Origin of the sequence: Amycolatopsis circi, assembly GCF_003385235.1 — a bacterium.
Classification (GTDB): domain Bacteria; phylum Actinomycetota; class Actinomycetes; order Mycobacteriales; family Pseudonocardiaceae; genus Amycolatopsis; species Amycolatopsis circi.
The window spans coordinates 1-12,414 of the sequence record NZ_PQIA01000102.1; the positions used below are offsets into that span (position 1 = coordinate 1).

Consider the following 12,414-nt stretch of genomic DNA (forward strand, 5'->3'; position numbering starts at 1 on the left):
CCACATAGGGACACCCCCCCGCACCCCGATACGAAGCCTTCTCTGCGGTCTGAGGGTGCTTGTCAAGGCATCTTTCCCGCCTTGACAACCACCCTCAGACCGTCAGCACAATCAGCTTCGGGGTGCCCCACGCAACCAACGGGCGCAATGTCGCCGCCAGGCGACGAGCCGAAACCCACCCCAAGACCCCCGCTCCAAAAAAAGATCACCGCTCCACAACCTCCTCCCCCGTAGTGGTCAGAACCACGCCGCGCACCGCTTCCCCGCCCGATCCACCCCTTACACTTGGACTCGGCCCGCCCGCGTCTTCCTGGGAGCTCCTCGGTGGTTTCCGACCCCTCCGCCAGTACTGATCGACCCGAAGATCAACCCGAACCGGAACCCCGTGAGGAGTGCGGCGTCTTCGGCGTCTGGGCTCCCGGGGAAGAAGTCGCCAAGCTCACCTACTACGGCCTCTACGCCCTGCAGCACCGCGGGCAGGAGGCAGCGGGCATTTCCGTCTCGGACGGCTCGCAGATCGTCGTCTTCAAGGACCTCGGGCTCGTCAGCCAGGTCTTCGACGAGCAGGTCCTGCAGTCCCTGCAGGGGCACATCGCCGTCGGGCACTGCCGGTACTCCACGACCGGAGCCACGATCTGGGAAAACGCCCAGCCGATCTTCCGCACGACGGACACCGGCAGCGGCCTGTCCTTCGCGCACAACGGCAACCTGGTCAACACCGCCGAGCTGCGCGATCGCACCGTCGCCGCGGGGTTGAAGCCGCACGCCGGGCTCACCGGGTCCTCCAGCGACTCCGACCTCGTCTGCGGCCTGCTCGCCGCGAACGCCGCCGACAAGGGCATCGAGGCCGCCGCGCTCGACCTGCTGCCGACGCTCAAGGGCGCGTTCTGCCTGGTCTTCGCCGACGAGAACACCCTGTACGCGGCTCGCGACCCGCACGGCGTGCACCCGCTGGTGCTCGGCCGGCTGGAGCGCGGCTGGGTCGTGGCGAGCGAGACCGCCGCGCTCGACATCTGCGGCGCGTCGTTCGTGCGCGAGGTCGAGCCGGGCGAGCTGATCGCCATCGACGCCGAGGGGCTGCGTTCCTCGCGGTTCGCGAACCCGGAGCCCAAGGGCTGCGTCTTCGAGTACGTCTACCTCGCCCGTCCGGACACGTCGATCGCCGGCCGCAGCGTGCACGCCACGCGCGTCGAGATCGGCCGCAAGCTGGCCATCGAGCATCCGGTCGACGCCGACCTCGTGATGCCCGTGCCGGAGTCCGGCACCCCGGCCGCGATCGGGTACGCGCAGGGTTCCGGCCTGCCGTACGGCACCGGTCTGGTCAAGAACGCCTACGTCGGGCGCACGTTCATCCAGCCGTCGCAGACCATCCGGCAGCTCGGGATCCGGCTGAAGCTGAACCCGCTGCGCGACGTCATCCGCGGCAAGCGCCTGGTCGTGGTGGACGACTCGATCGTCCGCGGCAACACCCAGCGCGCGCTCGTGCGGATGCTGCGCGAGGCCGGTGCGCTCGAGGTGCACGTGCGGATCGCCTCGCCGCCGGTGCGCTGGCCGTGCTTCTACGGCATCGACTTCGCCTCGCGCGCCGAACTCGTCGCCAACGGCGTCGACCTCGACGGCATCCGCCGTTCGATCGGGGCCGATTCGCTCGGCTACATTTCGCTGGACGGCCTGGTCGCGGCGTCGGAGCAGCCGAAGTCGCGGCTGTGCACGGCCTGCTTCTCCGGCGAGTACCCGATCGCGCTGCCCGACGACGCGCTCATCGGCAAGCACCTGCTGGAAAGCATGGACGCCGCAGGTGGCGCGGCCGCTCCCGTCAGTGCCGCCGGGTACGGTGCCGAAGACGCCGTCCGGCGTCCGTGAACCAAGCATGTCCAGTAGGGAGTCCGCTTCCGTGAGCGAGTCCACGAGCGCCACGTACGCAGCCGCCGGGGTCAGCATCGACGCCGGTGACCAGGCCGTCGAGCTGCTCAAGCCACACGCCGAGCGGGCCACGAGGCCCGAGGTGCGCGGCGGGGTCGGCGGTTTCGCCGGGCTCTTCTCCCTCAAGCTCGACAAGTGGAAAGAGCCGATCCTCGCCTCCTCCACCGACGGCGTCGGCACCAAGATCGCGGTCGCGCAGGCGCTCGACAAGCACGACACGGTCGGCATCGACCTGGTCGCGATGGTCGTCGACGACCTCGTCGTCACCGGGGCCGAGCCGCTGTTCCTGCAGGACTACATCGCGGTCGGCAAGGTCGTGCCGGAGAAGATCGCGGCGCTGGTCGGCGGCATCGCCGAAGGCTGCGTCCAGGCTGGCTGCGCGCTGCTCGGCGGCGAGACGGCCGAGCACCCCGGCCTGATGGGCGAGCACGACTACGACCTGTCGGCCACCGGCGTCGGCGCGGTCGAGGCGTCCGCGCTGCTGTCGCCGGAGAAGGTCCGCCCCGGCGACGTCGTGATCGCGATGGGCTCGTCCGGCCTGCACTCCAACGGCTACTCGCTGGCCCGGCACGTGCTGCTGGACATCGCGCGGATGCCGCTGGACGGGCACGTCGAGGAGTTCGGCCGCACCCTCGGCGAGGAACTGCTCGAGCCCACCAAGATCTACGCGAAGGACTGCCTCGCGCTGATCGCCGAGACCGAGGTGCGCACGTTCGCGCACGTCACCGGCGGCGGTCTCGAGGCCAACCTCGCGCGCGTGATGCCGCGCGGCCTCGTCGCCAAGCTCGAACGCGGCACGTGGACGCCCGCGTCGGTGTTCGCGCTGATCGGGCAGCGCGGCAAGGTCGAACGCGCGGAGCTGGAGAAGACGTTCAACATGGGCGTCGGCATGGTCGCGATCGTGTCCGCCGAGGACGTCGACCGGGCGCTGGCGGTGCTCACCGCGCGGCACGTGCCCGCGTGGATCCTCGGCGACGTCCAGCCCGCCGAAGACCCGGACGGCCCGCGCGCGGTGCTGTCCGGCGACCACCCGCGGTTCTGAAAGCCGCTTGCCACGTCTTGAGAGACTGAAGACATGGCGGAGGACGTACGCGTCGGCGCCCGGTTCGTGATCCCGGGCGCCGAACTGCGAGAGCGGTTCTCCCGGTCCTCGGGGCCGGGCGGACAGGGCGTGAACACGACGGACTCGCGCGTCGAGCTGTCGTTCGACGTCGCGGGCTCCGCCGTGATCCCGCCCGCGCTGAAGGAACGCATCACGACCCGCTTGGGCACCCGCCTGGTCGACGGCGTGCTGACCATCGCGGCCAGCGAATACCGCTCCCAACTAATGAACCGCGATGCGGCGCGGGAGCGGCTGGCTGATGTGCTGACGAAGGCTTCCGCGCCGCCGCCGGCCAAACGGCGTCCGACCAAGCCTTCGCGGGGCTCGAAGGAACGCCGTTTGGCGGCGAAGAAGCGTCGCAGCGATGTGAAGCGCGGCCGTGGTGGTCGGTACGACGATTAGCGTTGTTGATCACTGCGAGTGAAGGCTCGCCTCGCGATATCACTGAATTGTCTTCTTGCGGTTCCTTTTCCGTCTTCGCTATTTCTGAAGAGTGACGGGATATCCTGAACGGCGAATTTCTGTCGAAGTCGATTTCGACCACCTCGATCCTGCGGTCGCCGAAGACGTTTACGCACGTCTCGGCGCTATCCGGCGGGTCTGCCCGGTGGCGAAAAGCTCCGCGCATGGCGGGTTCCACCTGCTGACCGGCTACGACGAGATCCGGGAAGCGGCCAGCAGTGGCGATGTATTCAGTTCGTACGTACATGGTCTCGGCGCTGCGGATGTCGTAGCCGAAGACGCTGGATCTGACGATAATCCGCCGCCGAGGGCACCATTATTTGAATTCGATGGCCAGTCGCACTTGGCTTGGCGGCGCATTCTCCGACCCTATTTCACTCCGGCCGCGGCGAAGCGGCATGAGCCACTCATCCGGCGGTTGTGCCGAGAGACGCTCGCTCGATTCGTCAAGGACGGCCGAGCCGACCTCGTGACTGCTTACACGCAAGTGGTTCCGCCGCTTGTCGTCGCGGCTTTGCTCGGTGTGTCGGAAAGCGGTCGGGAGTTGCTGGCGGAACAGGCCAAGAGACTGGTTGGTGCCGAAACCAGGGAGGAAGCGGAGGAGCGCGGTCGGGAGTACGCCAAGCTCCTGCTCGGCCACATCCGGGATCGTGCTGGCGCGTCGCGGGGCGACATGCTGTCCGACGTGATCCATGCCGACATCGGTGAGACAGTTAACGAGCGGCAGGTGCTGCGCTTCGCGTCTCTGATGGTTGCGGCCGGGCAGCTGACTACCACTGACGCGGCAGCCATGATGGCACTGCTGCTGGCCGAGAACCCAGACCTGCGGGATCGAGCGCGTGACAGCCAAAAGGTATTGGATGACTTCATCGAGGAAGCGGTTCGGCATGAGCCAGCGGTGGCGGCGACCGGCCGGGCGGTCACCCGGCCGACCGCGCTGGGCGGAGTTCTGCTCGACGCTGGGGACCGGTTCTGATTGCCTGGGAAGCGCCAATCGCGACGAACGGCATTTCAGTGACGGCGACGTCTTCCGGGTGGACCGCGGGCGGGTCAGGCCGGCGCATCTGGGCTGGGGTTCCGGTGCACATCGGTGCCTTGGCCGACACTTGGCCCGGCTCGAGTTGCGCGTCATGTTGCAGGAACTGCTTGCGGCATTGCCAAATATGCGAATCCAGGCGGATGCCCGGCCTCGGCGCACCTACGGCGTGATTCGCGGCGTGCGGGAGGTGCCTGTCGAGTGGGCGACGACTGGGTAGCTGTTCCTTGCCGCCGCGGGAGTTTGCTGCGGCGGCAAGGACCGGGCATTAGGTCAGTGACAGGTGTACGCATTCACCGGCGACTTGGTACCCAGCACGCCGGTACACCGTCCCGATACCGACATCGCCCGGTGTGAGGAAAGCCGTCCGCGCACCACGTTCGTGGGCGAGGCGCGTTAGGTGCGCCGTGATTGCCGCCGCGATGCCCTGGCCGCGGTGTTCGGCGGCTACGGCAATGCCGACGATTTCCGTAGCGCCGGAGACGATGTCCAACGCGATTCCGCCGCCCATAATGGTTTCGCCGTGTTCGGCTAGCACAGTCAGGTAGTCGCGGTTGCGTTCGACATCGGCGTCCGACACCTCCGGCGGCTCTCCGAAGGCGACGTTCTGCACGGACCGCAGGCGGCGGAATTCGTCGTCGGACGACGGTTCGCGCAGCTGAATATGGTCCGGTGCAACACAATCGACGCGGTCTTCGGCGGTGCAGGTCATCACTGGCACGCGTCGTTCCAGGGTGAACCCCGCGCCGACAAGGGATTTCTCGACGTCGGGTGCCGCATCGGTGAAGAACTCCAGTCGCGGCAGGAGATTTCGTTGCTGGTAGGCGGAAATCAGGCTCGCGATCTCAGAGGACGAGGGCTTCGCGCCGTCGTCGGGGATGGCGTAGTTCTCCATCGGATGAGAGCTGGCCTGGGCGAACGTCGCCAGGAACGGGCCGATTCGCTCGGTGTCGCGGCCGATCGGTGCGGTCGCGCGAACGTATGCCTGAAGGGCGGACATCTCTGGTGGAAGCCTTTCGAGAAAGAAGGAATGCAGCACAAAGCCGGGCAGGGCAAACCCCACAACCGGCGCGCAGGCCGAACAGCTCAGGCCACGCGGCCGGAGTGGGCCGTGGCGGAGCACATAGGCATTCCTTCGTCCGAAACGAACTTCCCGTTCAGCGTCTCAGGCCGGGCAAGCGAATTAACGACCCAACGCGGCGCGCGCCTGGTCCACGATCCGAGCCAGGTGCACGCCCCGCCGGACGTCGCAGGGGTGCGTGGTCGTTCCGCACGACACCATCGCGGCGAAATCGTCCAGCAGCGCGGTGTACGCGTCGTTCGCCGCGCCGGTGCGGCCGAGGGTGCGGAGGCCGTGCTCGCCGAAGACCGAGTACTCGACCACCGTCGGCTGTACCGGCAGGCGGAGGCTGAGCGTCGCGGTGCTCGTGATGCCGCCTTCGTGTTCGAGCAGCAGTTGCCACAGGTCCTCGGGACCGCGGTGCGCGGCGAGGACGTCGGTGATCGGGCCGAGGGCGGCGTCGAGCAGGTCGAACGCGTGCGGGCCGATGTCGGCGAGCGCGCCGCCAGCCGGGTCCTGCCGCCAGGCCGAGGTCGCGTACTTGCCGGCGAGCAGCGCGCCGGACAGCCATCGCACGCTGCCGCCGCGCCAACCGCCAGCGGCAGTGACGCCGTCCAGCCAGTCGCGCGTCTGCTGGGAGAACCGCAGCGTCAGCATCACCAGCGAGGCGACGCCAGCGGACGTCACGGCGTCGGCGAGCCGCTGCGCCGAGGCGAGGTCGGGGGCGATCGGTTTTTCCAGGATCAGGTGCTTGCCCGCCTCCGCGGCCTTGGTGGCCAGTTCGGCCTGCACGGTCGGCGGCACCGCGAACGCGAGTGCGTCGACCTGCTCGAACAGCTCGTCCAGATCGCTGGTCGGCACGGCGTCGTAGGCCTGCGCGAGCGCGGCGGCGGCTTCCGGCCGTCGGCTCCACACCGCACTGAGCACGGTTCCTGGATGATCCGCGAGCCCGGGGGCGTGCACCGTGGTGGCCCACGGTCCGGTTCCTACGAGGCCGACGCGCAACTGGTCCTGTCCCACGCCCGGAAGTGTAGGTGTGTCCGCGGTCGCTTCCTGCGGGGCCTGCGGTGCGTTAACGTCGACAAGTTCTTCGCCACGAACGGGGGAAGCCGGTGAGAATCCGGCGCTGGCCCGCAACCGTGAGCGGCCCGCGAGGGACCGCGAGCCGGATCGCCCGTCGTGGTCCGATCGATGCGAGGTACATCTGACATGCGGTTCGTGCACGCGCGGCACTGGGGGCGAGTCCTCGCCGGCTGCGCTCTTCTCGTCGCTACCGGCCTCGGCGGCGCTTCGTCCGCCTCGGCCACCACGCCCGGCAAGGGCGCCGACGGCTATTGCCAGGACGACAACGGCGTCACGGTGATCGTCGATTTCCAGGGGCTGGGCGGTGAAACCCTCATCCGGTGCGCGCCGGGCAAGCAGGAAAACGGCGTCACCGCCCTGCAAAACGCCGGTTTCGAACTCGCCGGCGCGGGCAAATACGGCCTGGCCGTGATGTGCAAGATCGAGGGCAAACCCGCCGACCAGACCTGCACCGGGATGCCGCCGGAGAAGGCGTCGTGGAGCTTCTGGACCGCCACCAACGGCGGCAAGTGGGCCTCGGCGCAGGTCGGCGCGCAGAGTTGGAAGCCACCGGCCGGTGCGTTCGAGGGCTGGTCCTTCGCGATCGGCAAGTCCTACACCGAGTATCCGCCGCCGCGTACCGAGCCGGTGCGCAAGGCCAACGCGCCTGCTCAAGCTCCGGCGTCCACTTCGGACAGTGGTTTCCCGTGGGGCCTGGTGCTCGGCATCGTGGTCGTCGTGCTGCTCGTGGTGGCCGGGACGGTCGTCGCGGTGCGCCGCAGGCGTGCTGCGGAGTAGTCCGCGAGCGCTCCATCCCGGCGCGTGGTGGGTGTGGGCGCTCGCGCTCGCCGTCGCCGCGAGCCGGACCACGAACCCGGTTCTGCTCGCTCTGGTGATCGCGGTGGCCGGGTTCGTCGTGGTGCTCCGCCGCGGCGACGCACCCTGGGCGCTGGCGTTCCGGATGTACGCCTGGATCGCCGGGGTGATCCTGCTGTCGCGCATGCTGTTCCGGATCCTGATCGGCGGCGAGGACGGCGGCCACGTCCTGTTCACGCTGCCGACCATCCCGCTGCCGAGCGTCGCGGCGGGCATTCAGCTCCTCGGTCCCACTTCGGCCGAGGAGCTGCTCGGCGGGCTTTACGACGGGCTCCGGCTGGCCACGATCGTGCTCTGCATCGGTGCCGCGAACGCGCTAGCGAACCCGAAACGCCTGCTCAAGGCCGTACCTGGGGCGCTGTATGAGGTGGGTACGGCGGTCACTGTCGCGTTGTCTGTCGCACCGCAGTTGGTCGAGAGCGTGCAGCGAGTGCGCCGCGCGCGTCGGCTGCGGGCCGGAAAAACGCGCGGTCTGCGGTTCGTGAAGGGGATTTTCGTGCCGGTGCTCGCCGACGCCATGGACCGGTCGCTGCAGCTCGCGGCGGCTATGGATTCCCGCGGTTACGGACGGCGCGGCTACCTCTCACCACGCGTCCGGATGCTGATCGCGACCTGCGTGCTGGCCGGGCTGGTCGGCGTCGCGGTGGGGGTCTACGGCGTGCTCGACGGGTCCGCGTCGTGGCTCGGCGTGCCGATGCTCATCGCCGGTCTGGTGCTGGCCACTGCCGGATTCATACTGGGCGGACGGCAGATCCGGCGCACCACCTACCGGCCCGATCCGTGGCAGCTGCCGGAAACGCTGGTCGCGCTGTGCGGCGTCGCGACCGCGGCACTGGTACTGGTCGCCGACCCGGTTTCGCTCACCACCCCGGCCAGTCCGCTGACCTGGCCGGAGCTGCCGCTGCTGCCGACCGTCGCGGTGCTGATCAGCGTGCTGCCCGCTTGGTTCGCGCCACGTCCGGCGCTGGTGTCGGAGGTCGCCCGATGATCGAGTTTTCCCACGTCAGCGTCACTTATGACGGGGCGGACCGCCCGGTGCTCCGCGACGTCGACCTCGCGATCGAGGAGGGCGAACTCTGCCTCGTCGCCGGACGCACCGGTGTCGGCAAGTCGACATTGCTCGGTGCGATCAATGGTCTCGTCCCGCATTTCACCGGCGGCACGCTGTCTGGACGCGTCAAGGTCGCCGGGCTGGACACCGCGACTCATCCGCCGCGTGAGCTGGCGTCGGTGGTCGGCGTGGTCGGGCAGGATCCGCTGGCCGGATTCGTTACCGACACCGTCGAGGAAGAACTGGCGTACGCGATGGAGCAGCTCGCCGTCGCGCCGGACGTGATGCGCAAGCGCGTCGAGGAAACCCTTGACCTGCTGGGCATCGCCGAACTCCGCGACCGTCCACTTCGGACCCTATCCGGCGGGCAGCAGCAACGCGTCGCGATCGGCGCGGTGCTGACGGCGCACCCGAGCGTGCTGGTGCTGGACGAACCGACGTCGGCGCTCGACCCGACCGCGGCCGAGGAGGTGCTGGCCGCGATCACCCGGCTGGTGCACGACTTGGGCACGACGGTCGTCGTCGCCGAACACCGGATGGAACGCGTCGCGCAGTACGCCGACCGCCTGCTCTACCTGCCCGGCGACGGCACCGTCGTGTCCGGCCCGCCGGCGGAGGTTTTCGCCGAGACCGATGTCGCGCCGCCGATCGTCGAACTGGGCCGACTCGCGGGCTGGTCGCCGTTGCCGCTCTCGGTCCGCGACGCCCGCCGTCTCGCCCGCCCGCTCCGGGAACGCCTGGCCGAGCGTCGCCCTGCTGCTGCGGCACAAAGCTCTGGCGAAGCGGTTCTCACCGCGCGCGGCGTGCGCGTGCGGTACGGCGGAGTGAACGCAGTTCGCGGCGTTGACCTGCGACTGGACCGTGGCGAAGTCGTCGCACTGATGGGCCGGAACGGCTCGGGCAAGTCCTCGCTGCTGTGGGCGTTGCAGGGCAGCGGACCCCGTTCGGACGGGACGGTTGACGTCCTCGGTGCGGACCCGAAGACGCTCCGGACGCGAGCTGCCCGCACGCGCGTCGGGCTAGTCCCGCAAACCCCGTCTGACCTGCTGTATCTCGACTCGGTCGAGGCGGAATGCCGCCAAGCCGACGTTGAATCGGACGTCGTCCCAGGCACTGCACGGAAGGTGCTCGACCGCCTCGTGCCCGGCATCGAAGACGACACCAACCCGCGCGATCTGTCCGAAGGCCAGCGGCTCGCCTTGGTCCTGGCAGTGCAACTCGCCGCCGCCCCGCCGGTCGTGCTGCTGGACGAGCCGACCCGAGGCCTGGATTACCCGGCGAAACGGCACTTCGCGACCATCCTCGCCGACCTGGCCGCCGAGGGGCACGCGGTGCTGCTGGCCACCCACGACGTCGAGTTCGTCGCCTCCGCCGCACACCGGGTCGTGGTCCTGGCCGAGGGCGAAGTGGTCGCCGACGGCCCGACCGCGGACGTCGTCGTAGCCTCGCCCGCGTTCGCGCCGCAGGTGGCGAAAATTCTCGCGCCGGAGCCGTGGCTGACCGTGGACGCGGTGGCGAAGGCGCTCGCGTGACCGACTTCCTAGGCCCAGCCGTTCGCATCCGGCACCGCTCGGCGCTGGTACTGACGGCGGCCGTCGTAGTTGGGCTGGCGATGTTCTGCTGGCCTCTGCTCGCCCGCAGCACCGTCGGCACCTCCGCGCACGTGACCGACGCGCCGTTCGTTTTCCTCGTGACGCTGCCGGTGCTGATCCTGATCGTGCTGGCTGAACTGTCCAGCGGCGGACTCGACGCGAAGGCGCTCGCGCTGCTCGGCGTGCTGTCCGCGGTGAACGCCGCGCTGCGCCCGCTCGGCGCGGGCACCGGCGGGATCGAGCTGGTGTTCTTCCTGCTCGTGCTGGCCGGGCGGGTCTTCGGGCCCGGCTTCGGGTTCGTCCTCGGCTCGACGTCGCTGTTCGCGTCCGCCCTGCTCACCGGCGGTGTCGGACCGTGGCTGCCGTTCCAGATGCTGGCGTCGTCGCTGGTCGGCCTGGGTGCCGGGCTGCTGCCGCGCCGGGCGAAAGGCCGGTGGGAGATCGCGATGCTGGCGGTCTACGGCGTGGTCGCCGCCTACTTCTACGGCCTCGCGATGAGCCTGTTCACCTGGCCGTTCCTGGCGAACCACACCGCACTGGACTTCGTCCCGGGCGGCCCGCTCGGCGAAAACCTGCACCGGTTCCTGGTCTTCACCGTGCTGACGTCCACTTTGGGCTGGGACACCGGTCGCGCGCTCACGAACCTGGTCGCGATCCTCGTGCTGGGCCCGGCGATCCTGACAGTGCTGCGCCGAGCCGCACGACGAGCGGCGTTCAGCTGAGCGACTGGCCGACCTTGTCCAGCACCTCGACGAACTGAGCCATCCCGGCCGCGTTCGGGAAATGCGAGGTGTCGATGTCGTGCACCTCGAACCGGGTGCCGGGCGTGCGCGCGTCGGCCTCGGCGATCATCCGGTCCTGGAGAGCGAGCGGGACCAAGCGGTCTTGGAGATGCCGGACGTAGCACCGCGGGACGCGACCCAACCGCTCCGGCGTGCCGCGCGAGTCGGCCGATGATGTCGTCCGGAGCCATCGCGTTGAGCAGCGCGTAGAACTCGCCGTCGGTAGCGTCCGCACAGAACGCCGCCGGGTCGGCCGCGATGAACCCGAGCATCGCCCCGACCTGCGACGACGCGGCCTCGGGCATGCCCAGGTACTCCTCCGGCGTCGGTAGCTCGACACATCCGGCTGCGGCACCCCCACCCCGCGATACCCGCGCAGCACGAGTTCAGGCGGGGCGGCGGACACGCCGTTGGCACCGGCGGCGAAGACGAACGTCGAGGTCATGCCGCACAGTCAAGCGACCCGCCTCGCCGCGCACAGCGGGGGAAGGTTGATAAGAGCCGCAACTAAGGTCAGGAGTAGGAGTAGAACCCGCGGCCGGTCTTCTTGCCGAGCAGGCCGGCGTCGACCATGCGCAGCAGCAGCGGCGGCGACGAGTACAGCGGCTCCTTGAACTCGGCGTACATCGAGTCCGCGATGGCCTTGATGGTGTCGAGGCCGATCAGGTCGGACAGCCGCAGCGGACCCATCGGATGCGCCGTGCCCAGCTCCATGCCGCGGTCGATGTCCTCGGCCGAGGCGAAGCCCGATTCGATCATCCGGATCGCCGACAGCAGATACGGCACGAGCAGCGAGTTCACGATGAACCCGGCCCGGTCCTGCGACCGGATCACCGTCTTGCCCAGCGCGCCGGTGGCGTGCTCCTCGGCCCGGCGGGCGGTCTCCTCGCTGGTCAGCAGCGACGGGACCAGCTCGACCAGCGGCAGCACCGGCACCGGGTTGAAAAAGTGGATGCCGACGACCTGCTGCGGACGGCCGGTGGCCATGCCGAGCTTCATGATCGGGATCGACGACGTGTTGGACGCGAACACCGCGTCCTCGCTCTCGACGATCTTGTCCAGCTGCCGGAACACGTCGATCTTGGCCTGCTCCTGTTCCAGGATGGCCTCGACGACGAGATCGCGGTCGGCGAACTCGGCGATGTCCGTGGTGAAGCGCAGCCGCCCGAGCGCCGCTTCGGCGTCCTCGGCGGCCAGCTTGCCGTTGCGGACGCCGCGTTGCAGCGATTTCTCGATGCGCGCCTTGCCCGCGTCCAGAGCGGGCTGGTTCACCTCGGTGACCAGCACGTCCAAACCGGACCTGGCGTGCACCTCGGCGATGCCGGAGCCCATCAATCCTGCTCCGACCACGCCTACTCGTGCGATGTCGCTCACCCGTCCAACTCCTTCGTCACCTCACCGGCGTGCCGAGAAAACGGGCAGCACACAACGCACGAGGGCGTCTCGGACCTCAGTCCGATTCCGCCCT

At 69.2% G+C, this 12,414-nt stretch carries 13 protein-coding genes and 1 riboswitch; of the genes, 9 read left to right on the forward strand and 4 right to left on the reverse strand.

Going from position 1 to position 12,414, the window contains the following annotated elements; all coding sequences use genetic code 11:
• Positions 1-324 precede the first annotated feature (324 nt).
• The 5 genes from purF (at position 325) to D0D37_RS48170 (ending at position 4,743) form a co-directional block, all read left to right on the forward strand.
• Entirely contained in the window at positions 325-1,863 is a 1,539-nt protein-coding gene (gene purF, locus D0D37_RS32890) for an amidophosphoribosyltransferase (protein ID WP_116204498.1), read from the forward strand.
• Positions 1,864-1,894: 31 nt separating this feature from the next.
• The gene (purM, locus tag D0D37_RS32895) at positions 1,895-2,965 is read left to right on the forward strand and encodes a phosphoribosylformylglycinamidine cyclo-ligase (RefSeq protein WP_116204499.1); all 1,071 of its coding nucleotides are present in this window, start codon (positions 1,895-1,897) and stop codon (positions 2,963-2,965) included.
• A gap of 33 nt (positions 2,966-2,998) precedes the next feature.
• Entirely contained in the window at positions 2,999-3,427 is a 429-nt protein-coding gene (arfB, locus tag D0D37_RS32900; RefSeq protein ID WP_116204500.1) for an alternative ribosome rescue aminoacyl-tRNA hydrolase ArfB, read from the forward strand.
• 91 nt (positions 3,428-3,518) lie between these two features.
• Positions 3,519-4,463 carry a cytochrome P450 gene (locus D0D37_RS32905; protein ID WP_244223761.1) on the forward strand — a complete coding sequence of 315 codons (945 nt, stop codon included), beginning with the start codon at positions 3,519-3,521 and terminating at the stop codon, positions 4,461-4,463.
• The gene (locus D0D37_RS48170; protein ID WP_244223762.1) at positions 4,375-4,743 is read left to right on the forward strand and encodes a cytochrome P450; all 369 of its coding nucleotides are present in this window, start codon (positions 4,375-4,377) and stop codon (positions 4,741-4,743) included. The genes D0D37_RS32905 and D0D37_RS48170 overlap by 89 nt, the downstream gene beginning before the upstream one ends.
• Positions 4,744-4,791: 48 nt before the next feature.
• Here D0D37_RS48170 and D0D37_RS32910 read toward each other — a convergent pair whose 3' ends face one another.
• Positions 4,792-5,646 carry a GNAT family N-acetyltransferase gene (locus tag D0D37_RS32910; RefSeq protein ID WP_244223763.1) on the reverse strand — a complete coding sequence of 285 codons (855 nt, stop codon included), beginning with the start codon at positions 5,644-5,646 and terminating at the stop codon, positions 4,792-4,794.
• Between the two features lie 60 nt (positions 5,647-5,706).
• Positions 5,707-6,603, reverse strand: a complete 897-nt coding sequence (locus D0D37_RS32915; protein ID WP_116204502.1) for a Gfo/Idh/MocA family protein — start codon at positions 6,601-6,603, stop codon at positions 5,707-5,709.
• 83 nt (positions 6,604-6,686) lie between these two features.
• Positions 6,687-6,743, forward strand: a riboswitch (cobalamin riboswitch).
• Between the two features lie 49 nt (positions 6,744-6,792).
• Here D0D37_RS32915 and D0D37_RS32920 point away from each other — a divergent pair.
• From D0D37_RS32920 to D0D37_RS32935, 4 genes are read left to right on the forward strand one after another with little or no spacing between them, the layout of a single operon-like run.
• Positions 6,793-7,443 carry a hypothetical protein gene (locus D0D37_RS32920; protein WP_116204503.1) on the forward strand — a complete coding sequence of 217 codons (651 nt, stop codon included), beginning with the start codon at positions 6,793-6,795 and terminating at the stop codon, positions 7,441-7,443.
• The gene (locus tag D0D37_RS32925) at positions 7,430-8,509 is read left to right on the forward strand and encodes a CbiQ family ECF transporter T component (RefSeq protein ID WP_116204504.1); all 1,080 of its coding nucleotides are present in this window, start codon (positions 7,430-7,432) and stop codon (positions 8,507-8,509) included. The genes D0D37_RS32920 and D0D37_RS32925 overlap by 14 nt, the downstream gene beginning before the upstream one ends.
• The gene (locus tag D0D37_RS32930; RefSeq protein ID WP_116204505.1) at positions 8,506-10,104 is read left to right on the forward strand and encodes an ABC transporter ATP-binding protein; all 1,599 of its coding nucleotides are present in this window, start codon (positions 8,506-8,508) and stop codon (positions 10,102-10,104) included. The genes D0D37_RS32925 and D0D37_RS32930 overlap by 4 nt, the downstream gene beginning before the upstream one ends.
• Entirely contained in the window at positions 10,101-10,886 is a 786-nt protein-coding gene (locus tag D0D37_RS32935) for an ECF transporter S component (RefSeq protein WP_116204506.1), read from the forward strand. Before D0D37_RS32930 ends, D0D37_RS32935 begins: the two co-directional genes overlap by 4 nt.
• Here D0D37_RS32935 and D0D37_RS48175 read toward each other — a convergent pair.
• Complete coding sequence (locus D0D37_RS48175) at positions 10,879-11,043, reverse strand: hypothetical protein (RefSeq protein WP_244223764.1); 165 nt, start codon at positions 11,041-11,043, stop codon at positions 10,879-10,881. The genes D0D37_RS32935 and D0D37_RS48175 overlap by 8 nt on opposite strands.
• Before the next feature lie 416 nt (positions 11,044-11,459).
• Positions 11,460-12,320, reverse strand: a complete 861-nt coding sequence (locus D0D37_RS32945; RefSeq protein WP_116204507.1) for a 3-hydroxybutyryl-CoA dehydrogenase — start codon at positions 12,318-12,320, stop codon at positions 11,460-11,462.
• Between the last annotated feature and the right edge of the window lie 94 nt (positions 12,321-12,414).

Excerpts from the sequence above, each read along its gene's own strand:
- arfB (WP_116204500.1), top strand. The coding sequence starts at position 2,999 with ATGGCGGAGGACGTACGCGTCGGCGCCCGGTTCGTGATCCCGGGCGCC.
- D0D37_RS48170 (WP_244223762.1), top strand. The coding sequence starts at position 4,375 with ATGAGCCAGCGGTGGCGGCGACCGGCCGGGCGGTCACCCGGCCGACCG.
- D0D37_RS32920 (WP_116204503.1), top strand. The coding sequence starts at position 6,793 with ATGCGGTTCGTGCACGCGCGGCACTGGGGGCGAGTCCTCGCCGGCTGC.
- D0D37_RS32930 (WP_116204505.1), top strand. The coding sequence starts at position 8,506 with ATGATCGAGTTTTCCCACGTCAGCGTCACTTATGACGGGGCGGACCGC.